16 protein-coding genes are annotated in these 26,638 nt (G+C 32.0%); 13 read left to right on the top strand and 3 right to left on the bottom strand.

The window, feature by feature from the left end:
* Window positions 1-473: 473 nt before the first annotated feature.
* A complete protein-coding gene (locus tag O7776_RS16030) occupies window positions 474-1,943 on the bottom strand; it encodes a hypothetical protein (protein ID WP_274307962.1) in 1,470 nt (489 codons plus the stop codon).
* A gap of 1,458 nt (window positions 1,944-3,401) precedes the next feature.
* Between O7776_RS16030 and O7776_RS16025 the strand changes: the two genes are divergently transcribed.
* From O7776_RS16025 to O7776_RS15970, 12 genes are all read left to right on the top strand, one after another.
* Window positions 3,402-4,388, top strand: a complete 987-nt coding sequence (locus tag O7776_RS16025; protein WP_274307961.1) for a helix-turn-helix transcriptional regulator — start codon at window positions 3,402-3,404, stop codon at window positions 4,386-4,388.
* A 19-nt stretch (window positions 4,389-4,407) separates the two neighbouring features.
* Window positions 4,408-5,571, top strand: a complete 1,164-nt coding sequence (locus tag O7776_RS16020) for a dynamin family protein (RefSeq protein WP_274307960.1) — start codon at window positions 4,408-4,410, stop codon at window positions 5,569-5,571.
* Window positions 5,564-7,861, top strand: a complete 2,298-nt coding sequence (locus O7776_RS16015; RefSeq protein WP_274307959.1) for a dynamin family protein — start codon at window positions 5,564-5,566, stop codon at window positions 7,859-7,861. Before O7776_RS16020 ends, O7776_RS16015 begins: the two co-directional genes overlap by 8 nt.
* On the top strand, window positions 7,858-8,430 hold the full coding sequence (locus tag O7776_RS16010; protein ID WP_274307958.1) for a hypothetical protein: 573 nt from the start codon (window positions 7,858-7,860) through the stop codon (window positions 8,428-8,430). The genes O7776_RS16015 and O7776_RS16010 overlap by 4 nt, the downstream gene beginning before the upstream one ends.
* Before the next feature lie 24 nt (window positions 8,431-8,454).
* Complete coding sequence (locus O7776_RS16005; protein ID WP_274307957.1) at window positions 8,455-11,706, top strand: ATP-binding protein; 3,252 nt, start codon at window positions 8,455-8,457, stop codon at window positions 11,704-11,706.
* Window positions 11,703-12,239: an HNH/ENDO VII family nuclease gene (locus O7776_RS16000; RefSeq protein ID WP_274307956.1), complete on the top strand. Its 537-nt coding sequence runs from the start codon at window positions 11,703-11,705 to the stop codon at window positions 12,237-12,239. The genes O7776_RS16005 and O7776_RS16000 overlap by 4 nt, the downstream gene beginning before the upstream one ends.
* Complete coding sequence (locus O7776_RS15995) at window positions 12,239-12,625, top strand: SMI1/KNR4 family protein (RefSeq protein WP_274307955.1); 387 nt, start codon at window positions 12,239-12,241, stop codon at window positions 12,623-12,625. The genes O7776_RS16000 and O7776_RS15995 overlap by 1 nt, the downstream gene beginning before the upstream one ends.
* Window positions 12,626-12,768: 143 nt before the next feature.
* Window positions 12,769-14,748, top strand: a complete 1,980-nt coding sequence (locus O7776_RS15990; RefSeq protein WP_274307954.1) for a DUF262 domain-containing protein — start codon at window positions 12,769-12,771, stop codon at window positions 14,746-14,748.
* 59 nt (window positions 14,749-14,807) lie between these two features.
* The gene (locus tag O7776_RS15985; RefSeq protein WP_274307953.1) at window positions 14,808-16,685 is read left to right on the top strand and encodes a DUF8727 domain-containing protein; all 1,878 of its coding nucleotides are present in this window, start codon (window positions 14,808-14,810) and stop codon (window positions 16,683-16,685) included.
* Window positions 16,686-16,691: 6 nt separating this feature from the next.
* Window positions 16,692-19,427 carry a nuclease domain-containing protein gene (locus O7776_RS15980; protein ID WP_274307952.1) on the top strand — a complete coding sequence of 912 codons (2,736 nt, stop codon included), beginning with the start codon at window positions 16,692-16,694 and terminating at the stop codon, window positions 19,425-19,427.
* 432 nt (window positions 19,428-19,859) lie between these two features.
* Entirely contained in the window at window positions 19,860-20,705 is an 846-nt protein-coding gene (locus O7776_RS15975; RefSeq protein ID WP_274307951.1) for a tyrosine-type recombinase/integrase, read from the top strand.
* Window positions 20,706-21,503: 798 nt separating this feature from the next.
* Window positions 21,504-22,220 (top strand): hypothetical protein, encoded by a 717-nt coding sequence (locus O7776_RS15970; RefSeq protein WP_274307950.1) that lies wholly within the window; start codon window positions 21,504-21,506, stop codon window positions 22,218-22,220.
* Between the two features lie 174 nt (window positions 22,221-22,394).
* Here O7776_RS15970 and O7776_RS15965 read toward each other — a convergent pair whose 3' ends face one another.
* Complete coding sequence (locus tag O7776_RS15965) at window positions 22,395-23,081, bottom strand: hypothetical protein (protein ID WP_274307949.1); 687 nt, start codon at window positions 23,079-23,081, stop codon at window positions 22,395-22,397.
* Between the two features lie 308 nt (window positions 23,082-23,389).
* A complete protein-coding gene (locus tag O7776_RS15960) occupies window positions 23,390-24,409 on the bottom strand; it encodes a GTP pyrophosphokinase (protein ID WP_274307948.1) in 1,020 nt (339 codons plus the stop codon).
* Window positions 24,410-24,942: 533 nt separating this feature from the next.
* Between O7776_RS15960 and O7776_RS15955 the strand changes: the two genes are divergently transcribed.
* Window positions 24,943-26,598 (top strand): zinc-ribbon domain-containing protein, encoded by a 1,656-nt coding sequence (locus tag O7776_RS15955; protein WP_274307947.1) that lies wholly within the window; start codon window positions 24,943-24,945, stop codon window positions 26,596-26,598.
* Window positions 26,599-26,638: the final 40 nt, after the last annotated feature.

Raw genomic sequence — 26,638 nt, 5'->3', positions numbered from 1 at the left:
ATCGGTAAATTCGGTATTTCTGTCATTAGCTTCGTTCACGGGGAAATCAATTCTTACCAACCAAATTTACAACTAGGTTATTATCGATTTCAATCCGATAATCGAACAAAAAGCTTATAAATTGTCTACACGATTTAATGCGAAGCATTAGCTAAGGCACTTTTCCCAATGGTAGGTGATTTACTGCACCCACTTTAGAAACTCTTTTACAATTGATTTTGAATGTATTTATATTACCTTTCGACGATTATCAGTTTAAAAATATTTAAATTTGCATACTCATCCATAAAGTTGATCACAGTATTCTAAACCAGCCAATCACGTTGCACATGCACCTAACAGTTGGCAAATGTGACATTAGGTAAATTACAGCTTGGAAAAGGACGATTCCAAAGCCACTGTGTCTCTAAAGTACACGTTGAAGACTAGAGTTGATTCGTTTGCCGCGCAATATCATAGAGATAAGCATTTGACTAAGTTCTTGGCCAAATAAAGTTGTTGTTATAATACTGATTTCGTAATTTTTGAAGATCATGTTCCCACTCTTTAATCGCATGCTCATATTTTTGTAATCCATTCTTTTGACCTTTGCGTAGTCGTACATTATATGCGATTGTATAGGTTACCTTTTTTAATCCTAATTTAGGAACTGCTTTAGTTAGAATATCCCATCTTCCTTCTCGTGATAAACCAGTGATTTGATAGCCCATTTGTTTGAGGTCACTATTTTCATTTAATACTGTATTTTCTTTAATATTTGAGTTGTTGCTTGAGATTTCGGTAGAAGGCCACTTAAAATTTAAATATTGTTTGTTCGTTTTGAGCAGGAGTGGCGCATGTGTTTTTAATATTGCTTGATAATCACTAACTGTAATATATCCATCCGAATAATTATGGTTAACTAAAGCTATTGATGAGATTTTTTTATCAATTATATTCACATTTTTTGAACGATAAAGTGGGATATACACTTTTTTATTTCTTAGTTGAAACTTTTCAATAATACGGTGTTCATCGGCGTCATTGATTAAATAGAGATTGTGAACTGTACTGATTGTTTTTGCTTGTGTATTAATTGATTTGTCTATAAGAGATTCTACTTTTTCTAAAATTAATTCCTTCTCGTATTTTTCTAATGAAGTACCCGCAAGAAATGTTTTCCGCATTAGCGCATATAGAGAAGTAGTTCCTAGTTCAGTTTTTACATAACCCAGATAAAAATATAAATCCAACTCTAAGTTCTCTCCGTTAAACCACTGCTTACTACTAGTGCATTGGTTGAGAAATTTTTCGTCTACGTCTAATAAAAACGCATACCATAGCAAAAAGTTAAATTCACTTTTTTTCAATGAATGTTCGATAAATGACCATTCTACTTTTAGGAGATACGCAAATACTTCTTTCAACTCTGTAAATAAATCATAATGCAAAAATAGACGTAAATTTTTTAAAATTAGATTTAGTATGTTTTGGTTACATGAATGATGGAAAATTTCACTGAAGTTTTGCTTTAGGAAATCTGTTGTAAGTTGCCGATGATTGGATTGAGATAAAATTGTTAAAATATCTATAATCGTTTCCAATAAAAATTCTTTATTATCATTAGATTCTGTTGAATTTAGTAATTTTAAAATCGTTTCGTGGAAAATAGATAAATCATCAGTAGAGATATTTATTAAGTAATCAGGATAATCTAGCATTCTTTCTAAAATATAATCTACCGCTTCTAATTGATCTTTAAGAACTAAATCCTTGCAAATAGAAAATAAAATATCCAATGGGTTGATTTCGTGTTCGACTGTCTTCAATTTTTCTTTTCTAACCATTTGAATTTCTTTATGTAAGTGAGAGTTCTCCGTTTTTAAAATCGTAATTTGCTTTTGATACTCATTTATTAACATATTTAATTCGGCTTCAATTAAAGTGAGGATTTTATTTTTCATAGTAAGCTCCTTTTATCAATTAAATCTGTGCAGTGTATGCAATAGTTCTGGTGTCGCAACAGAAAGTGTAAACTATTTTGTATAAATGAAAGTTCTATGTAAAAGAGAGCTTTCCAGGCATATTTAAGCAATCACAATTAATCCTAGAAAAGATGGCTCCCTTTGATTCAGTGTATAATAGAAATTGTTTATATACTAGGTGAAATAAGGTAATTAGATTTCAGCCTCCTGGATGTTAAGTTGCTTTTTGAAATAACAAGGTAATGCCAACCATTAATATTTATCAACACATCGTTATTATATTTGATAACCTAAGCTTCTTGACCGCTATCAAGCAAACGCATGGGCTACAGTCATACGCGCCCAATTTACACGTGAATCTTATATGCGCGGCATTATCACTATGGGATTAAGCCGCGCATTAAGTATTCTAGAGTATTAAAACTCAGTTGCCTCTTTGTTTATGTATTCTCCGCCATTTAACTTTGCCAGTATTCTTTTCTTCTCTAGTTCGAAATCAATGTAGGAGTGGTGATTATTAGTTTGGGTAGGTTTATTACGTTTATCAAACCAATTAGGAACCAATTCCGTTCTTTTTTGATAATTTATTTGCTCTCCATACTTGAAGTGATTATTTGGTAGTCCACATCTTCTTTATAAGCCTAGCCCTTGAAATGGTACCTTACCATCGACGTAAACTTACTAACCTCATTTCTGATACCTGTAAGTAGGATTAGTTTTTTCATAACATTTACCATTACTTCTTCAATAATTTCTTGAGAAAATGAATCCATATGTTCTTTGTGAAGACCAAATATTGCTACATAAAATAACCCGAAATCGTATTTGAAAACGTTGATATATCAACGTTTTTAAATAGTTCCTATAATATAGGGACTATAAGCGGAAGAAAGCTAGCGAAATGTGACAATAATTAACTCAAAACGTTGATATGACAAAGTTCTGTTATAGGTACTATTAATAGTTCCTATAGATGGTGTATGGGGGAATTGCAAGTTTTCGTTTAAAGCGCGTAGGTATTAACGAAGAATTTAGGTTATGTTGGCAAGAAATTTAGGGTTAATAACAATTGAAAAACAATAAACAACTATTATTTTACTGGCAATTTATTAGGTATACCTTTTAATTTACACTTACCACAATATTTTTTCTTCGAAGATCCATTAATTTTCTCCAATTCACCGTCGTTAACGCATCCCCTAAATTCGCCAATTTTATTAACTTTCCGCATGATTCACAAAATATTACTTGAATATTGGGTATAGGTATTTATTATCGCTCCTTTTTTACTAGAAAAATAAAAATCAGTCACTTCATAAATACGTATAATGGTATAATTAGGCATAGTTGGATGTTTATTTTTATTGGAAATACATATTTAAATGGTCATGATATGTCCAATTGGAAGTGTACTATTATTCATGTAGAGGTGATGCAATGAGTCAAGAGAGACAGAATCAAGTTGGTCGCATTCTTTCAATGTATGATCGTTTGAAAAATGGTGAAAGCCTTGTAAAAAGGGAAGAAGCCGATCGTTATAAAATTAGTGAAAAGTCGATTCAGCGGGATCTTGAAAATATTCGTGATTATATTGGAAACGAAAAACGAAATGAAAAATTGCATTACAACCGAGAGAAAAAGGTTTACGTGTTGAAAATGGGACAACCATCATGGTTGGAAAATGAAGAAATTTTCGCTGTATTGAAAGTGCTGATTGAATCACGTGCATTTCCGAAACATGAAATGGATTCAATCATTGAGAAGTTGATGAATCTAGCTCATAAAGAAGATAGCGCGGTCATCAAGCAAATGATGTCGAACGAAAAGCATTTGTATGTAGAGTTGAATCATAAAAAGGATTTGCTAAACACATTATGGCAACTTTCATTGGCAATCCAATCGAAAAAAATCATTAACATGCACTATAAACGCGAATTTGACGAGCTAGCAAGTGAGCGAAAAGTAAAACCAGTCGGGATTATTTTTTCGGAGTACTATTTTTACTTGACTGCTTATCCTATCGGGAAAGAATTCGATTATCCAACGATTTATCGGATTGATCGAATTGAGCAATTTGATCAAACATTTATTTCATTTAAAGTGCCGTATCATGAACGTTTCCAAGAAGGCGAATTTCGCAAACGCGTGCAGTTTATGTATACGGGTGAACTGATAAATGTAAAGTTTAAATTCACTGGTCCTTCACCGCAAGCTGTTCTTGACCGATTACCTACAGCGAAAGTTGTAGAAAAGCTGGGCGATGGCTTGGTTTTTGAAGCTGAGGTATTTGGTAAGGGGATTAAGATGTGGTTGTTGAGTCAAGGGGAGTATATAGAAGTAATCAGTCCTAAAGAATTGGTAATAACTCTGCAAAATAGCATCAACAAGATGGCGATTAATTACCAAAATTTAATTATAGAGTAATGAACTTTGAGGTGAGATTTTGCAAAATAGTAGATATAATTACAAAAAAAACTGGCTAGATATAAAATTTTATTTTCTAAAAAAATACAGTAGAGATTTTAAAATAAATATGGAAATTTGGAATCAAGCAACAAGTAAACTATTTGATATTCAAATGCCTAATGACTTTTATTTACCGAAGAATCCTAAACATTTTATGGACAATAATTTATATCTTGATAGATACAAAAATTACCATAAAGAGCTTCTTCAATTTATAAGTAAACTTGCTGTTAAAAACGAATTTGAGTTAATTAAGGAACTATCCCAAAGATTAGATATGAAATTTGGAGATGTATCAAGCTTGATAAACAATAATGTATTCAAAAAAATATTAGTAACAGCAACAATGAGTGCAGGTAAATCTACTTTAGTAAATGCGCTCATAGGTAAAAAAATTATGACAACTCAAAATGAATCTTGTACAGCGAAACAGTATAGTGTCAAAGAAGATTTAAGTTGTGGAGATAACATTTATTGTTTACATAACAACACTAGGATGCGTCTGAAAAAGAATATTTCACAAGTTCTACACAATATTAAATCAGATAATATTGTAATACATACTAAAATGAGCCATATTCAAGATTCCTATTTATGGGAAATAGTAGACACGCCAGGTGTTAATTCATCTGCGGATCCTGAACATAAAGTAATTTCAGAAGAATTAATTCTTAAAGGCGATTTCAATGTCCTTTTGTATATTATGAATGGTAATCATTTAGGCACAAATGATGATATAAACCATTTACATTTTATAAAGGACAAAGTTCCAACTGAAAAAATAATTTTTGTGATTAATAAAGTAGATCAGTTTAGACAAAATCATGACTCAGTTGAACAAAGTGTTGACAATGTAAAAATACAGCTTGAGAATTTAGGGTTTGTTAATCCTGTAATCCAGCCAATTTCAGCATATACGGGTTATTTATTAAAGTTAGATAATTCGGGTCAAGTATTAAATGATGAAGAAAAAGATGAACTTGAATTGTTAACTAGAAAGCTTAAAAGAGCAAGTTTTGATTTAACAAAATATAATTTCCCATCTATTGTAGCTAATAATGAAATTCAAGAAAAATTACTTAGATGCGGCTTATATAATTTAGAGTTATTAATTAATAGAAGGGATGTCAGTTATGGCTAAAGTTTTTATTAAATATAATCCATTTAAATTAGAAACCATCATAGAAATTGATGGTGAATTAGTTCCAGAAAATAGCGTATTAAATGTAGGCTCAAAACGCTTACAAGAATGGGTTGAGCAATTACCTGAATTTTTACAGGATGAGTGTAATGAAGATTACTTTGAATTAGATTTTATGGGTACTTCGATGGATTTAGAAGATGTTGAAGAAATTATAAAGAAAGCCCGAAAAAATGGAATTGAAATTGAATTAACTCATATCCCAGTTCAAGAAATTTCAAATATGGAATTTGCAATTGAAGAAGTTTTTGATGAGATTATTAATGGTCCTATAGAAGAGCTTAAATCAAAAGACTTACAAGATGCTTTTAAAAAGGCTTTGAACGATGAATTTGAAATAACTGTTGTTGCAACAATGAGTGCAGGTAAATCTACATTGATTAATTCATTGCTACAACGTAAATTAATGCCATCAAGTCAAGAAGCTTGTACTGCAACAATTTCAAGAATTAAAGATACTGATGACGAAGATTTCTTTGCAACGGCTTACGATGAATTTGGTAATGTAATTAAATCTGTTCCCAATTTAGGTTTAGAAGATATGGAAAAATTAAATGCAACAGAAAAAGTATCTTCGATTTGCATTGAAGGTGATATACCGTTTACTAGTACGGAAGAAATGTCTCTAGTATTAATCGATACACCAGGACCAAACAATTCACGTGATGAAAACCACTTGAAAACGACATACAAAAATTTAGATGAATCTTCAAAAGCGTTAGTATTGTATATTTTGAACGCAACACAATTAGGTGTTAATGATGATTCTCAATTATTAAATGCGGTTGCAAATAGTATGCAAATTGGTGGAAAACAATCGAAAGATCGTTATTTATTCGTTGTGAATAAGTTGGATCAGTTCCGTAAAGGTGACGACGATGTAGAAAGTTCGTTGCAGAAGGTACGAAAATACTTAGCGGACCGTGGTATACATGACCCTAATATTTTCCCAGCGGCAGCATTATCTTCCTTAGATATACGTGAGCTTTTAAATCATCCAGAATCAGTTGATGAAGACTTAGAAGACGAAATATTGATGATGGCGAGAAAATTAAACCGTAACGAGCAATTGCATTTAGAAAAATATGCAACATTAACACCAAGCATTCGTAGAAAGATTGATGAACAGTTAAGACTTGTTGATGATGGCGATATTATGAATTTAGAAACTGCATTAATTCATAGTGGTATTCCGGCTGTAGAAGAAACAATTAAGCTATATGTTGAAAAGTATGCTAGAACAGCCAAAATCAAAAATGTTGTAGATACATTCCAAAAGAAATTAGAAAGTTCAAAGGCATTTGAGGAAACTAAAACTGCTATTGCTGAAAATACGGAACGCCATGCTCAAATTAAAGAGCAAATTTGTAAGATTGAAGAAAAACTGAATTCAGGTAAAGAAGCAGAGAGGTTTAAAAATAAGATTGAAGAAATAGATGTTATGAAAGATATTAAAACTGAATCTAAGAAGCTTGTTTTGAAACATCAACGTTCAATTGATGAATTTTTAACTGGTTCAATTGGAAAAGAATTTTCTAAAAATGAAGCAGAAAGTTTCATTGAAAATTTAATTAGAATTTCTCGAGAAAGTCACTCGAAACTAACTGTTAATTTAGAAAAAATGATCAATGAAAATTTAAGCAATATAGCAGACCAATTATTAAAAGAGTACAAAGAGAAAATTGCAAAATTAATTGATGGGTTAGGAACGGAAAATTTAGTATTTGAGCCATTGCAATTAATTGCTGCCGAATTAGATTTTGGGATTGAAAAAAATCGTATTTTAGACACAGCTACGTATACTGAAAAAATTAAAGTAGGAACAGAAAGTTATAGTAACCCAGAACGTTCAGGTTTCTTTGGAAGCTTAAAGTTTTGGAAACCAAAAACTTTATACCGAGATGTTTATGAAGAACAATCAAAAGTGAGCGCACAAATAATATCTGATGAATTTTCAACGTTTTTAGAGAAACAAAATCGTATGTTAATTAAGGAAGTAGAAGGATCTGCTAAGGAAAATATTAAACAAATAAAAATAGATTATTATAGAAAATTCGACAAAGTAGATCAAATTTTACGTAATAAATTAAAAGAATTAGAAATTTTTACTCAAGATGAATCACTGATCAGAGCAAAAATTGCTGAATCACAAGCTAGATTAGGATGGTTAGAACGGATTAATGAAAAGGTGAATAAAATTATAGATATCGGGGAGGTAGTCGAAGTATGATTTCAGCAGATTTTAAAAAAGCAGTTCAAATAGGCGATGAAGAGAAAGTTAAGATGATGTTAAAAAATAGTTTAACAATGGATTTAACTTTTAATCAGTTTAAATCGATGTTAGAGTACACGTTGAAATTTATACCGAATATTATTGAATCACATGATGGATCAAAATTTGAATCAAAAGAAAATTGGGATAAAGATTATGCTAGTTTATTAAAATATGACCTAGTTGATAATTTCTCGGCAGAGCGTATTCAACACATCAAAGAAGTTCAACAGTATGTATATGCAGCTGAATTAAAAACACAGCAACAATCTCAAAGTAATACTTCTCAGCAACGAATTCAACAACCGCGAGCAAACTATCAGAATGTTAATAATCAATCCGGTCAATCCTATGAATCGAATATGGACTCTCAACAAATCATCACTTTAATTGCTGCATTGGGTGTAGGGGTAGTTTCTATTTTGCTAGGTGTATTAAAAGGTTGGTCAATTGTAACAATTGCGGCAACGGCAGTGATTGCAACTGTAGTTGTTGGCAGTATTACGTATTATGTTGTGAAAAAATAAAAGTTAAACTATTGGAGTGTTTTTATGATGGAACTTCAACTTCAGAAAAAAGAGCAACAGCTATCAATCCCTAAATATCAAAACTTCGAACAGCAGGTTTCTACTGCGTTCGAAGTTGTTGATGATGTAGTATTAAAAAATTACATGACTAAATTACAGGATATGCAAGTTATCCCTTTAGATGATGTTAGCATTGAAAAAAATCTCGCTAAAAATGTGCGGATGTTCAAGATTAATGAAATTGTTTATTCGCAAGATGAAGATTCGACATTTAAATTAGCTAGCGTGTTAAATGCAGTAGCAGTAAAGGATAGTTCTGTGTTTATAGTGGCTGACAGTAATGGTGCTAAAGTAAATTTTTATATGGGAATTCGATCATTAAATGAAAATAACAGTACAAAAACTTCATTTGATACGCTAAAAAATGCAATGAATGGACATTTCCCTGGAATTAAAACTGAAAATGTAACAAAAGACAAAATAGAAGACTTGTTTAATCAAAATAATTCTAATGCGGTATCTATTGTAACGGGCGTGGCAAATTATAAAGATGAACAATTAAAAATGAATAAGTCTTTTATTCAAGGATTAGAAAAATTAGCTTTAACAATGCAAGGAGAAGTATTTACAGGTGTAATATTGGCTAATCCTGTAAATCGTCTAGAATTAATAAATGTTCGAAATCAATATGAAAATATTTTTTCTATGTTAGCGCCAATGGCTAGTTCTCAAGTATCGTACGGTGTAAATGACTCAATAAGTGAAACTAAAACATATACAACAGGTACTAGTGAAGGAGTAACAAATACAACTAATGAATCTGTAACCGATACGGAAGGTAAAACTCAGACTTATAATACCTCGTCTGCGCTATCAAAAAATACTTTAGGAAGTAGTGTAGGTAAAGTGACTGCCGGAGGTTTGGCTGCTGCTGGTGCGGTTATTGGTAGTGTAGTACCAGGAGTAGGAACGCTTGTTGGTGGAGCTGTCGGAGGGGCTGTTGGTGGAATGATTGCGGCCTTTACACATGCTACTGTGTCCGATACAGAGGGTTCATCTACTAGTGAAAATGCTAGTACTGCAAGTACTACAGGTTCTTCAGTAGGAAAAACCTCAACAACAAATGAAAGTCAGTCTGATGCCACAGGTTTTAGTAGAGGAAATACGGAATCAATTCAATTAACAACTCAAAATAAAACTTTGCAAAATTATTTACATCGAATTGATATGCAATTAGATAGATTACAAGAGTGTGAAAGTTTAGGAATGTGGGAATGTGCAGCATATTTTATTTCGGAGACACCATATGCAGCAGATATAGCAGCTGCCACTTATAAATCTTTAATGCAAGGTGAAAATACAGGTTTAGAAGTGTCTACAATTTCGAGCTGGACAAATAATGACCGAAATTCGTATGAAATAAACAAGTATATTCAAAACTTTATGCATCCAACGTTTAACTATCAAAATAATGGCATACAGTTGCCGATTTTACCTACTTCTTTAGTAAGTGGCAAAGAGTTAGCAATTCATATGAGTTTACCAAGAAAATCTGTAAGTGGGTTTCCAGTAATTGAGCATGTTGAATTTGCACCTGAAGTAGTTAGCTATACACAAGAAGGTACTCGTTTTATTAATCTTGGTGCTGTATATAATTTCGGAAAGACTACTTCAAGCCGAGTAAAACTAGATTTACAAAGTTTAAGTATGCATACGTTAATTACCGGATCAACAGGTTCCGGAAAGTCGAATACAATTTATGAACTACTAAGCCAATTAGAAATGCAAGGGGTTAAATTTTTAGTTATTGAACCAGCCAAAGGAGAATATAAACATATTTTTGGAACAGATCCTAATGTTAATGTATTTGGAACAAATCCTAAAAAGAATATGTTGCTAAAAATTAATCCGTTTAAATTTCCAGAAGACACACATGTTTTAGAACATATAGATCGTTTAGTTGAAATTTTTAATGTGTGTTGGCCAATGTATGCAGCAATGCCAGCCATTTTGAAAGAAGCTATTATACATTGTTATGAAACATGTGGTTGGGATTTAGATTCTTCAACATATTTAGAAGGTGAAGTGGAATTATATCCAACCTTTAAAGACTTGTTGAATAGTTTAGAAATTGTGATCAATCAAACTGCTTACGATAGCGAAACAAAAGGCAATTATATTGGGTCACTAGTAACGAGAGTGAAATCTCTAACTAACGGTATAAATGGACAAATTTTCTGTAATGAAGAACTTGATAATAATTTACTTTTCGATTCTAACGTAATAGTAGATTTGAGCAGAGTGGGATCTTCTGAAACTAAGTCTTTAATAATGGGAATATTAGTTATGCGATTAAATGAGCATCGCATGGCAAATGTAGAAGATTTAAATACTCCTATAAAGCATGTTACAGTTTTAGAAGAAGCACATAACATTTTGAAAAGAACTTCAACTGAACAATCAGCTGAAGGCTCAAATTTAATTGGGAAATCGGTAGAAATGCTATCTAATGCAATAGCTGAAATGCGAACTTATGGAGAAGGATTTATTATTGTAGATCAATCTCCTAGTATGTTAGATATGTCAGCTATTCGTAATACGAACACAAAGATTATATTGCGATTGCCAGATGAAATGGACAGAAGATTAGTTGGTAAAGCAGCTGGATTAAATGATAAACAGCTAGAAGAGATTATTAAGTTACCTAAAGGGGTTGCAGCTGTTTATCAAAATGATTGGTTGGAACCAGTATTGTGTGGGATTAATCGCTTCAGCGGTAAGGAATATAAGTATGAGTATTCAGACACAGAACGTATTCCAGTAGACGGTAAGGCTCAAAAGTCAGCAATCCTTGAATACTTACTACAAGGTAGAGTTAGAAAAGCAAATTTATTAACAGAAAATGAATTAATGGAATCTGTAGAACGACTTGTTTTATCTACAAAGCTAAAGAAACAGTTAACTTTATATATTACTGACAAAGAATATCAAACATATTTATTAGATAAAACTCATTTCGACGTCTTAGCGGAAGTGGTTTGTGAATTGTTAAGTGAAAAAAATCATTTAAAACATTTACTTACTTCTAGTTCAGAAATCGAATCGATAAATTTGAAGTTAAATGAACATATTTCTCAAAATACAACGGGTTTGAATTCTGAAATGAAGCTTGCTATTTCACAATGCTTATTAAAATCCACTGCAAATGAGAGTGTTAAACACTTTGAGGTATATAAGACTTGGATTGAGGCTGTAAGGGGAGGGAAAATACGATGAACGAAATAATGAAACTTATCGAAGTACCTGTCGAGGACAAAGGGATTATCGCAATCGATAAAGAATTGTTAGACAAGCTGGATAAACCTTTATATACAGATGATTCAGAGCCACCGTTTAAAGAGTACCGTTCTTTAGAAGATAGTTTAAATGATGTTTCTATGGAGGAAATAGATATTTATACTAACGCAAATTTAGAAGAAAAGGAAGTCAATGATCGCCCTTGTTTAGTGAAGAAGGATATTGATTTAGATACTGTAGATGAAAAAGGACTGACAAACTTAGAACGAATGCAAAAAGGAAGACCGCCGATTGTTGATGGTGATGCATTAGAGTTACACCATATTGGTCAAAAAAGTGATGCTCCATTAGCTGAATTAACTTGGCAAGAACATAGAGGGCCTGTTCAAGATGGGGTTTTACATGATAAAAAAGTAGAATCTGAAATAGATCGAAATGAATTTAAAAAAGAGAGAGAACAGCATTGGAAAGCACGTGCTGAGCAACTCCTTGCAGAAAGAGGGAATGAATAATGTCATTTATCGATGAAATAAAAAAAAGCGATGCAGATATTTATAAAGGTGTTAATGCTGAAGAAATTGATGCTGCTGAACAACAATTAGGAATGAAAATTCCAGCAACATATAGAGAGGTTTTATCTGAATTTGGCAGTATAGATATTGGTTCTGATGAAATTTTTGGTTTAGGGTTAAAAGGCTATTTAAATGTTGTAGAATCAACGTTAAAGGAACGTGAATTAGCAAAAGGTGAGTTAGATCAATTTATCGTTATTCAAAATTTGGGTATTGATGGGATTTTAATTGTTGTTGATGAAAATGACAATGTATATGAATTTAAAAATGGTGATTTTAAAAATTTATTGAGTTCTACAGCGGAGTATATTTTAAGTTTAATTTAATCTATTTAAAGCAGGAGGTGGCATATTCCATCTGCTGCTTTTATCATTGTATGTAAAAATGTGGTAAAATAAAAGTGGTCTTATTTAGCTTAGTTTGTAAGTAAATTTAAGAAAATATAATTGTAAGACTTGGAGTGATTTTATTGAAAGCCAATGAAACAAATTTACAAGAAATAATTGAAGGCTCGAAACAATATATAATTCCGATGTTTCAACGTACATATAGTTGGGATCAAAAACAATGGTTGACATTATGGGAAGATTTAATGGAGCTAGTTGAGGAAGAACAGCAGTATGATAATCATTTTATTGGCTCTATTGTATCTATTCCTGTGAATGCTAATCCAACCGGAGTGCAGCAATTTTTGGTTATTGATGGGCAACAAAGATTAACTACTTTGCTTATATTATTGAGTGCTGTAAGAGATATAGCTGAAGAAGAAGAAATAGTCGAATTATCGGCTGAGATTAATGAAACGATGCTTGTGAACCGTTTTAAAAAGGGTGAAGAATATTTCAAGTTACTACCAACCCAAGTTGATAAAGAAATATTTAAAAGAATTATAAAGAGGGAAATAACAGATGCTGATGCAGAGAGCGGTCTTGTAAAGTGCTATAACTATTTTAAAAATAAATTGAATGATATAACTCTTGATATAGAGCAATTAAAAAATGGGATTCTACAAAATTTATCAATTGTAAGTATTGTACTTTCACCTGATGATAATCCTTATTTAGTATTTGAAAGTTTAAATGCCAAAGGACAACCCTTAACGGAAGCAGATTTAATAAGAAACTACTTATTTATGCGCATCGATCCTTCAGAGCAAGAAGAAATGTATACAGGTTACTGGTTACCGATGCAAACGAATCTTGGTGACTCGTTAACTGAGTTTATTAGACATTTTTTAATAGGTGTAAATTTAAATGTTAAAAAGAAGGATGTCTATGTAAAGCTAAAGCAGCAAGCGGACAAAATGAATGTAATTGACTACTTAAAAGAGTTAGCTATATTTGCGACATATTATGATAAGTTACTACACCCAGAAAAAGAAACTAATGAAAAGATTAGATATTACTTAAAAAGGATTCATCAGTTTGAAGCTCGTACAGCATTTCCATTTTTGTTATATATTTATCGTGATTTTGATTTTAAGAAGTACTCATTGGAGCAATTTATTGAAATTTTATCCATTATAGATAATTTCATAGTTAGAAGATATGTGTGCAATATTGAATCTAAACCATTAAACAAAATGTTTGGTTCATTATATAACCAACTAAAGCCTTATAGTGAAGAAGACTCTATTCAAGAACTAAAAGCATTTTTACAAGTGAGAGGCTACCCGAAGGATGCAGAAGTTCTTCATGAATTAAAGCATTCATCGTTGTATGGGGGCGGAGACAAGAGAGAAAAATGTAAGTTTATTTTAAGTGTTCTTGAAGAAAGTTATGGTCATAAAGAGAAGGTCGATTTAACGAAGGCAACTATTGAACATATTATGCCGCAAACTTTAACTGAATTTTGGAAAGAGGAATTGGGAAGTGAATATGAAGAGGTTCATGCAAAATATCTTCATGTTATTGGGAATTTAACACTGAGTGGATACAATTCAGAGTTGTCGAATGAATCTTTTTCAACAAAGAAAAAATATTATAGTAAGAGCAATTTTGAATTGAATAAGGATATTGTTAAATATAACTCTTGGAACGAGCAGGCAATAATCGAAAGAACGGAAAGATTATTTGAAAAATTCATTTTTGTTTGGCCTTATTTTGGAGTAGCTAGTATTAAAGATAATGATGTGACTGGCAGTTCACCGCGCTTGTTGTTCATTGGCGACGAGACTATTAAGGTGAAAGTTTGGAGAGAAGTTTTAGAACAAACTATGATGTACATTTACAAAAACAACCCTGCCTATTATCAGGAGCTTTTGAATACAAGATCATTGTTAATTTCAGTTGAAAAGAATCCAGATATGCGTAGCGTCAAGCAACTACCAAATGGCCATTATGTAGAAGTGAATTTTAGTGCAAAGAGTATATATACGACTTGTAAGAAACTGTATATTGATGCTGGTTTTACTGCTGATACATGGGATGTAGAAGTGGAAATTAAATAACAAGTGTATTATTTAAAATAAATTTTATTTTATAGTCACTTATTGATGGAGGAATTAAAGTGCAAGAAAAGTTAACTATGCAACAATTTATGGATTTGACTCTTGATAGAAAACAACAATATGTACTAAAGACAATGAATTTAGAGTCATTTTGGGTAATGGGGTATATTAGGAATCCAGTAGATGAAAAACCTTTTTACTTTATTGAAAAGCTCATAAATCCTTATACTACGATGAGTTTAGACGTGCATATTTTTATAGATATAAGCTTAAATAACGGTGTTTATTGTTCTTTACCGTCAGGAGCAAAAAGGTTAGAAGATGGCACACTTGTTATCGCGAAAGTTAAATTAAGTAATGAAAGTAAAATAAAAGAAGGTAAAATCTTTTCTACAACTCATATAGATGTTTTAGTTTCGGAAAACTCTGACGAGATACTTAGTTTGATTGAGAAAACGGGAATGGATTTACCTATTGTTGCATTGACGAGACCAGCTTATTATGACCGTTCAAATAGAGAATTTGATGAGTTAACAAATATTGTTCGAAATGTTGCTGTACAAGAGCGTGAATCTATAAAAAAGTTAACAGAACAAGAAAATAAAAAATTAGAAATCCAATTTAAAAAACTAGAAGCCGAAGAAGATAATTTAAATAAAAAACAAGAAGAACATCTGCAAAAAGAAGAGGAAGTATTACAAGAGTCTAAAAAAGTAAATAAAAAAATTGCCAAACTGAATGAACTTGGTTTTTCAATAGAGTCAATAAAAATTGAAGATAGAAAAAGTGAGTTACCTAAATTTGATTTACCAAATAAACAGAGTGAACTAATTAAACTTGTTCAGGAACAGTTGGCATTGCGTGGTTATTATTACGAGAGTCGTTTTTTACGTCAATTATTGCTGTCGTTAACAACGGGACAAATGATTGTGCTAATGGGACCTTCTGGCACAGGGAAAACAACAATTATAAAACAACTTGCTGATGTGATTGATGCAAATTATGAAATTATTCCTGTACAACCAAGCTGGACAGATAAACAAGATTTACTTGGTTTCTACAATCCTATTCGTAAACTGTTCGTATCAACACCTTTTTTAGATTGCCTGATTAAAGCTAAAAATAATCCGGATAAGTTATATTTTATTTGTTTAGATGAAATGAATTTAGCCCAAATAGAATATTACTTAGCAGATATTTTAAGTATTCGTGAAGTTCCAGATGAAAGGTTACGCCTTTATAGTGATTTCGAGTACGAACAAAACCTCTCGGAAATTCGATGGTTCATACAAAAAGTTTTAAAAAGTAATAAGTCTATTGAAGAAGCGATAGCTGATGGGGATATTGATTCGATGATGCACTTTGAAATGGCTTCACGTTATACAAATATGCAGCGATATTTGCCTCAGCTTGAGATTCCATCAAATATAAGAATTATAGGAACGATGAATGTGGATGGTGCTGTACAAGCAATCAGTCCAAAAATTGTTGACCGTAGTCTTATTATCCCTGTGATGAAGCAAAGCAAAAAGGAAATTATTGATAGTCAAAAAACGATTGGACGTTATCCTCTTCAACCAGCTGCATTTTCATCTGAATCAACAAAAAATATATCTTCGGCACTTCGTTCTGGATTGAATAAAATTCAACAAGAATTAACGAATCTCAATATTACCTATAATGACCGCGTGGAAAAGCATGTGCATCAATATTATAATGCTGCACATGATTTCGAGATAAAAACGAAGCAGCAGCTTGATGATTTAGTTGTAATGAAGTTTTTCCCACGTATTCATAATACGTTTGAGGATGCACAAATACGAGGACTGATAGAACAAATTAAATCAGAGTTAGGTGAAGATAGCCAAGCATTTAAAAAGCTAGAACACATGCAATCCCGAATGAAAGAAACTAGTCTTTTATCGTATTGGAGCTGATAGTATATGAAAGCTAGGTTATTAATGGTAGCGTTGGACTATGATCATAAACAACGACCAAATGAATTCGGGATGTTACCAATTAAAAAGATTGATGTTGGTTCGGAAATACAGCCTAAAAAAGAAGATGAATGGGTCATCCCGACTCATTATCGTGAAGCTCAAGGCGATAGATTAAGACAGGTAGCATTAAGTTTTGATGAATCGCTTTTACCAACGGATAAGGTTATTATTCATGAAGTAGATGGAGAAAAGGATTTACTGTTAACTTATGATAAAGAAAATAATATATGGTATCAGCAAACCACATTCTCACTAAATAAAAAGGGGAGGTATTACCAATTTGAAAATAAACAAATTACAATAGGTATTATGAATGCAGGTACAATAGCAGTTTCTGTTATCCGTGACAATCAATTAATCAAAAAGATTCATATTCATTTTGTTCCATCGGCATTGAAAATAAGTGATTATGAAGAAATGATTGCCGATCTTTATCGTATTCGTGAAGAGCTAGTAAGAGATGAAAAAAATCCTGCTCAAATAGCAATTCGTCAAAGACAAACTTATATGCAGCTTAAGCTTCAAATAACAAAGTTACACCAAGCAATTAAAAATATAAATGCACAGCCTCATAAAATTTTGAAACTAGCTTCTGTTAAGAAAAAAAAATCAGAAACGAGCCGCTTTGATTTACGAGCTGAACTTGAAGAATATATGTCACCTGGTCAACCAACGTATCGGCATCGGGTTATGAAGGAAACGACGGTGACATATGAAAATGAATTAATGAAGCAGCTATTAATTGATTTAAGCAATTATACGAAACAACAAGTATTAGCTGGGGATCTTCGCCAAATTGAAAATGAGCAACAATATCTTTTTAATAATAGTGATTTATATTTGCAAAGAATATTAGGATCAATTACAAATTTAGCGGATGTAGAAAAAGCTAATAAAATTAGGCATTTACTCCAAAAAGAAGTAGATGAGTATTCAAGTATGGAAATGGATGTTAGAGAATACGTCAATTCAATAGCAGACTATTCTATGCGAAATCTCCCGAATTTTGGGCTTAGATTTGTAGAATTAATGATTCACTGTTCAGAGGTACCGGCATTTAAGCATGAGCAATCTAAGGACGGAATTGTATTAAATTTCTCGTATGATAATAGAAGTGAGAAATTCAGAACACTCTCTTATAGTTGGGTAGCTAATAATGGACAATTTATACAGAGCTATTTTAACAGCTACTTTGGTACAATTAGTTTAAATTCTTCTCATGTACATTCTCATGCGTTAATGTATGAGGCATTCCACCATGAAAGATTGCTTCGTGAATTGCCAACAACGATTGTTATAAAAGGATATGTAATACCTATTCCAAATGGCTCTGATCCAGTATCATGGATTAATCCGTATAATGAGGATTTTAATAATTACGCTTTTCAGTTTCAACGTATAACAGAGGTAATGGTTGAAGGAGAGCAAGTAACGGTATCATCGATGCGACCAGACTTACAGGAGTTTTTAAATGAAAAGCTACCACTGAAAATTACTGAGTTAGGTGCGGCTGAAAAAATGGAAGAAGCTGAAATGCGTTTAAATCAGTTACACCAATTAATCGAGCTGGAGAAAAGAAAAAAGCATGCTCAGCAGCAAGTTAAAGGTTATGAGCTTCTAAAAGAAACTATCGATGATTGCTTAAATATATCGTTATTTAAAAACGTAACATTAACGAAACGGTTAAAAAGTTATCCTACACCATTATTTTTACATGAACCAAATTACCGTAGTGCCTGGAATGCGATTAAGGCCATTGATTATGAACTATCGGCATCGTTATTTGCTCATGGTTCAACTCACTTAGTTAAAACGGCCAAAGTAGAGCAAATTTATGAAGTATGGGTTTTATATAAAATATTGGCGCTTGCTACGCAACAGCTTAGATGGACTTTAAAAGACGGTTCTGTCACTGAAATATTAGATAATTATTTGTTAAAAGGACAATTATTAGTGGGGTTTTCTACAGTTTTGATACATGGTGATTGGAATATAGAATTATATTATGAGCCGAGAATTGATTTACAAAATGGCAAATATGTAACTCCAGATTTTGTATTCCGCTATGTTTATCGAAATACGCCAAAAGGGTTAGTCATTTTGGATGCAAAATATCGTGACTACAGCCTCCAAGGGACTGAAACATGGAAAATGGATGTTGAAAGAGTAGCTATAGAGAAGTACGGTCAAATGCAAGCAATTGATAGCAAGTGGATGCTACCGATACTTCATTCCGCTGTCATACATTGTGATGAACAAGTATCAAATAATTTAGAAGATCAGTTTAATCCGTATCATGTCTTTTATAATGAACAGCTTTTTGAAATGGAACTATCTCAAAGGACTGCTCATAAATTTGGTTCTATTTATATGCTACCATCGCAGCTTCATGTGTTTAAAAATTGGTTCCGCATGATTTTAGAATATCAGTTTAAGGCTTATCATACGTGCTGGAGCTGTGGGGAACAAGTTGATATATCCGTGCGTCAACTAGTAACAGTGGGTGGATATCCGAAATATCATTTTACTTGTAAAAGCTGTCGCGAATTTTGGGTGAAAGTACATTGCCGCCAAAACCGTGAGCATTTAATAGTAAAGCACGCTTTAAATTATCACTTACAAGTGAGCCATCAACAACGTTGGTTTGTTGTATGCCCATGTTGCGGTGATGGTAGATAGTAAATTTAATAAAGTCTCCGTAAGCAAATTTCTAAAACCTTATTAATTCCTTTGTAAGAGCAATTTTCGATGATCAGAAAAGCCTTGTAAACGTTGATATAATAAGGTTTTCTGGTTTGATAGATAGAACACCCGCCGTCTCCATACATAAAGTGGCTACAAACGTAGTCATATCAACGATTTAACAGACAAGGGATATTGAACGGAAGTTGAACTCTTGGACAATATCCCTTTTCTTATCCCTATGGAAAATTGACATATTTGAGCTTATTCGTAGACCTTCTAATGACAATATTAGGAGGTTTTTTATGTCCATTCGAAAGAGAAAGCATGGCATATTTGCTGTTGGAAGTGAAGCCGTAGACATGATTCAAACAGAAGAAGCTTAAGGGGAAGCCGATAGCAGAAGCAACGAATTCAATTTTTAATCAAATGCGTGTAGCAGGGAATAGACCGCGCACTATTGACAGCTACGAATATATCTTTAAACAATTTGTAGATATTAATGGCATTGAGTATGTTGAAGAAATCATTATTGATAGTATCTATAACTACTTAGGTTCAATAGCTGTAAGCCAACGTACTAAATTAATTCGTTTGAAATCAACAAAAGCGGTTCTTAGCAAGTTTCATAACAATGGGTGGCTCAAAGAACGCTTTTGGAGCAACATTCAAATAAAGGTTGATAAAGAGGTTAAAAAGGGAGCAAAAGAAACAGATATAGACCACTTGCTACAATTGATTGATAAGACAACATTCATAGGATTTAGAGACGCTTGCGCGGTCAAGTTGATGTATAAGACAGGTATTCATATTCGAACGCTAGGAGAGCTTAGAGAGCATCATATAGACTTTGAAAACCTCTGTTTGAATCTAGATGGCTCATCGTTGAAGAACCATAAGTTCTTGAAGTTACCGATAACGAAGGAGCTTGCAGATATGTTGAAAATGCTCCTCAGATTGAATGATGGGATTCGAGAATACTATAAAACAGATAATAGTAATGTGTTTATTACTCAAAATGGTTCACCAATGAATACAAGTAAATCATCTAATAATGCTATCTCAAAGCAACTGAGCAAGTATGCTAAGCGGTTTGGGTTAGAGAATATTAATGCTCATGCTATTAGAAGAGCCTATGCAAAAAACTTACATGACAATGGAGCTAGCGTAGCATTAATTTCAAAAGCTCTTGGTCATTCAGATTTAGCTGTCACTACACAGTATTTGGACTTAGATGTTGAAGAAGTAGCAAAGGACTTAAGGGAGTATCTGTAAATTATTATGGCTGTCTATGTCTTAGATTCAGGTTTATTCTATGATGTAGGCAGCCATTATTGCACCAAGCCTTTGTCCTTAACTCAAGCTTAATATTAACTAGAAATATGTTGATGTAGGTTTAAAGAAAAATAAAATTAATATTTTAAAACTATTTTCCAAAAAACACGTTCAAAAGTAGCGAAATGACATAAAATTAATAGTATAGGGTATTTTTTAGGCACTCACAGCAAACAGACACTCTTTTAATAGAGCATGTGCCTAGTACAGTCAAATAGGTTTTTGAAGTCCTTTTCTATGGGTTTATTTAAATTTGCCTTTTATGTATCATAACAGGCTTATTAGATATGAACTTTTTTATGGACTTGACTATGCTAGGAGTAATCTGTTGTTTTGAGAATTTGGTCTAAGAACACAAGAACGGAAACCAAATCATTTCAAATGACAGACACTTTTAAACATTAGTTTAAGGGTGTCTTTTTATTGTTAATCAATAACAATTTACTTAATGAAACACTTGTGCAAATCTGGGTTCATTTAGCTTCTCCATTATCAATCATCAACCTACATATGAGTATCTTCATGACACCATTATTACCCTGTTTAAAGAAAGAACTTTATTAAAGAAAGAACAAGAGAGGGTGAACAAAAATTAATAATAAGATTTTTGTAAAGTTACAGAATAGATTGATAACTGAAAATACAGAGACACATCTCTCGGTTAATGGTTTATATCTGTACGTACTGATTAATTCACAACTGAATATGAACAAGACATTTTCTACAAATAGAGATGTTTTGATTCAACAGCTAGAAGGTGTATATGGCTCTAAGCGAAGTACCATTGTTGCAAAGCTTAATAGTGCAATGGAGGAGATATTAGAAAAAACACTTTTAGTTGTTGATAATTCGGATTGGAAAGATAGTTCGAGCAAAGAGCAGTTAACTTTCCATATGCCTGAAAATCGAGAGAACCATACGCAAGTTCTGTATGAAGTTATCACAAAGACAAAAGATGTAGATATGCTTTATATCTATGTATGTGTTGCTCGATGGGCAAACAAAGATAAAGGCTTCTTTAAGTGTCCTTATACACGTTGGGCAGAGTTGCTCCAATGCTCAGAACGAACAGCTAAGAGCAAAATCAAAGAAGCTGTATCTAAGAACGTGATATTCGTTAATTGTGGAAACTATATTGAAGGTTCTTCTAAGAAGCAAGATATTAACGAATACACGATTAAACCAATTGAACAGAAGGATAAGACTATGGAACGCAACAAAGAAGAACTTGAGAACAATGGTATGAAAATGACTACTTATCGAGAATTTTCTACAGAAGTTCTAAAGGGTTCAGATAGCACCTTTTTAAGTGAGCTAGGAATCTCTAAGCGTGGAGCAACAATCTTCTCACCTAGAGCAATCTTATTGATAGGCTTTATGCTACGTGATTCAGAAGTAGCTAAAGAAATTCGCAATCAAGCATTAAACATTATTGAGAGCCCTAGTATGAAGTGAAATCAATGGAAATCACTAAAGAGAAACAATTGCCAACAGCTATTATGTTTGCTGAATGTGATGAAGTGAATGTAAATAAAAGTATAGAAAATAATGACCAAAAAGCTTAGGGGGATTTGGTACATATGCTCTTTGGTCATTTATAAAAAATAAAATTTAATGAATAGCAGTTTATTATATGTTTTTCTTAATCTTGTTTTCATTATCAATAATATAGTCATTTAATTCTGTATAGTAGCTATATAAGTCATTTAGCGAATCAGCCATTGCAATTGGGCTAAGTTCAATTCCACTAGGGAGGAGAGTTTTAAGAGTTACATTAACATCTTTTGTGTAACTGAAGACTTTTGAGTTATCTATTTTTTCAAGTAAATCTTTTAGTTGGAAATCAAAATCGTTCCAATTTTCAATTTTACTTATATGACTTTTTATTTGAGTATGCACAAGTTGTATGAACTCAACATAGTCGGCTTTCTTTAAACTATTAACCCCAACTGCAAATGAAATAGGAGCTTTTTTGGCAAGTAAGTTTATATGCTCAATATCTTTGTAAGTTATTTTTTGGCCTTTTTGTTTTTCTAAATCAAAAAAGATTTTTAGAATTGATTTTAAGTCACCTTTAATATTTTTTAGGGGTGAAATAAATTTTAGGCGGGCTTTTTTTTCTTTTAAGCGATTCGGATACCACACTTGCAATAAGTAAAAAATATATGCCGCTATATAACTAATTGCAGTATTTTCGACAATTTCACCAATTTCCGAACCAATTGGAATGAACTCAGGAATATTGATTAACCAAAATTTAATTGAAATTAGTAGAAGAAAAAATATTATTAATAGAATTGTTAAAAGTTTGTGCATAAGTCCTCCTTTGAATTTAATTATGATATTTTGATATATTTTCAGGGAATTATAACATATAGTGTAATGTGTTGGTAAAAAATGAATGTATACCAAGAATAACCTGTTGTTTATCAATGAAGCTAAAAAGGCTCGTAATGAGAACGCAATTAGATTGCTACTCACTAAGAGCCAATGGAAAACTTTTAGGAAACATTTTAAAGCAAGTCATGATGATATTAAACAAGCTTATCTTGATATAAGTTATTTCATTTATGACTTCCTGCTACTTTTTAAAACAGACGTCTAAGCAATGTTCAAAAAGTTATTTAATCATTAATATATTTTTCATATGGCGTATATATGTTAGCATCATCCTCTGGATATAAATAGTGTCTAATATCTTTATCTATAAGTGATAATAAAATTCTAACAACACCTACATCCATAAATGGGGTTTTAGAATACCTATCAGATTCAAATTTATTAAAAGCTTCTAACCCCCTATCGATGTTTTTATCTAGTACTTGAATTGTATTATATCCGTTGGTTACTAGCTCGTCGACTAATATTGAGATATCATTACTGTTGCCGTGGGTTCTAGTTGGGAATTTACTTTTTAAGTAAATGCTTAGACTATCTAAATTTATTTTTCTATCATCATACTGATTACTTTTACTTATTATCCCTTCAATATCTTCGTTAATTTGTTGAGTATTTACTTGACGCTCCCTATAAAACATTTCGAAGTGTGTATCAGCAACATAGAAAAGACCACTAAGTGCATTAAAATCACGCTTAAGCTCAGGTGGAATATCATTATCACTCTTATACTCTAAAAAGTGTGAGATGTTTGCCCAAGCATCCATTGAGATTGTTCTAACTTGTACTTCAAAAGGAGTATCTTTAATAGAATCGTACCTTAAACCTGTGTATTCTGATTTGATTTTGACTATGTAATGAGCAGACATATAACCAAAAGTGTTTGAATTGTTTGTATCATTAACCTTGTTGTCTTTTGTGATTACATCAAAATTGGTAGAGATTATTTCTTCTATTTTATTGATATCTGATAGAAATAGGCAGACTAATCTTATGCCAACTATATCTGTGATATCTTCGAAAGGATTTGTAGTTTTTTTTCTATCAATCTTATCTAAGAATGACTTTTTTTCTTTTATTCTCGAAATGATGTGATGTACCTTTAAATCTGAGATATCTAAAGCTTGTTCTAGCACATAAACACCTTCATTTTCAAGGCGTTGGTAAATAGGTAGTCGTTGTGAAAATTCTGTTTCGATTTTTATGATATCTAAGTTTGAAGCGGTACTAGATACTTTAATACTCAATTAATTGTCCTCCACTAGTAATTTATTTGGTATGGAATTATATTAAAGGAATATATTGGTTTTGTCACGAGTGTAAAAATGAAGTTGTTAATTTAGACGATACGACAGCGATTGACTATTTCTATTCAGCTTAAAGTAGTCTTTCTTTTTAGCTGACAGTTTCCTAAGAATGTATCTGTTGATTGATTAAGTAATTTATACTGCGTAGTAGCAGCAAAGGTGAAAATAAGTCGTGATTCATTGGGGCTAATATGGTTGTTCGAGAGATTGAAGTAAATAAGTATATCGATGAAATGATAGAGTTTTCTTCTACAATGATGATTTTGTAGAATTAAAATTAACCTCCATAATTAACAGTTTTTAATACTTTTTGAGAGCTACTCTTTTTTTGTTGTACTAGGAGAGTAACTTTTACCTAAATGCATCTAGTTACTACTAGGTGTATTTTTTTATTTTATGAGGTAGGTAGTTTTGTTTTTTTATATATAATTAAAGTTAGAGTTATAAATAATCTTTTATGAGGAGTGATTTTCATGAGTGAATATGAATTCGTAAATATACGAAATGGTACTAAATTAGATGAAAATAAGATTACAAAAGATAATGCAATATTAAAGGTACGACCTGAGCTATTTATTGAATGGGATTTTGAAAAAAACGAAGAATTAGGATTGATTGTTTATGAGGTCACTAAATGGAGCAACAAAAGCGCATATTGGTGTTGTAAGGTTTATCCTACTGAGCATCAATGGGTTGTTGCAATAGGACATAGAGCAGGCAACAATTCAGACTGCCCCTATTGTTCAGGTAGATATGCTTCTAAAAGAAAGAATTTTTTAATAGAGTTCCCAACTATTTCAGAAGAATGGGATTATGAGAAAAATGAGAAGACACCTGACATGTATACTCCTAAGAGTAACGAAAGCGTTTGGTGGAGGTGTAAAAAAGGTCATAGTTACCCCCAAACGATAAAGCACAGAGCTAATGGTGGAGAATGCATATACTGTACCAATAGAGCTATATTAGTTGGGTTTAACGATATGGCTACTACCAATCCTCAATTAGCAAACTTACTATTCAATAAAAATGACGGGCAAAAATATATGCAATTTAGCAAACATAAAGTTGATTGGAGATGTTCGAATTGTGATGAACATATCAAAAACAAAAAAATCGCAGATGTAAATATCTATGGTTTATCTTGTTCCATGTGTTCAGGTGGAATTAAGTATCCTGAGAGAGTTATGAGAGAAGTTTTAAAACAGTTAAACGTTCAGTTTGAGCATGGAAAGCCATTTGATTGGTCTGAGAATAAACGTTTTGATTTTTATATACCTTCGTTGAATATGATAATTGAAACACACGGAGGGCAACATTTTAATGGTGGTTTTAGAACACAAGGCGGGAGAAATTTAGAAGAAGAAATAAATAATGATGCAGAAAAACAAATACTAGCGTTAAAAAATAACATTCAACATTATATAGTGATTGATTCTAGAGAAAGTGACTTAGATTGTATAAAGATGAACATTGTAAATAGTCCTTTAACTACTTTTTTCGATTTAAGTACTGTAGATTGGATGGAAGTTGAAAATGTAGCGCAAACATCTCTGAGTCACCAATGTTTGTTACTGTGGAATGATGGTATAAAGGATATTGAGCTTATTGCGGTAGAATTAAAAATACACCGTGAAATGGTTCGTCGATATCTTAAAAAATGGAGTGAAATTAATAAATGTGATTTTAATACTTCACCAAAACATAAGAGAAAAATAATCCAGTTAAGTTTAAAAATGAAGTTTATTAAAGAATGGGATTCTATTAGTTCAGCTACTACTTATTATGATGTTACTAATAAAAAACATAAAATTAATAAGTGTTTACTAGGTTTTAATGAAGAAGCGTATGGCTTTAAATGGTTGTATAAATCAGATTACGAAGAATATTTGCTAAGTGGAGAATTACCTAAAACTCTTCCTAATAAATCATCTTCTAGAAAAAGTGTTGTGAAATTAAACGATAGTCTAGAGTTACTTGACGAATACAATTCAATTACAGAAGCAGGTTTGAAAAATAATATCAAATCTTATGGTCATATTTCTAGCTGTTGTAAAGGAAAGCGTAATGTAGCAGGTGGCTTTAAATGGATGTATAGGGCTGATTATGACAAGATGGTATTTGGTGATTAATTATCACGAGCAAATATTAAATTTGTAGTAAACATAACCT

It is taken from the genome of Solibacillus daqui (assembly GCF_028747805.1).
GTDB classification, from domain to species: domain Bacteria; phylum Bacillota; class Bacilli; order Bacillales_A; family Planococcaceae; genus Solibacillus; species Solibacillus daqui.
Note: the sequence above shows the minus strand (reverse complement) of the source record. Positions and strands in the feature narration are given on the sequence as shown.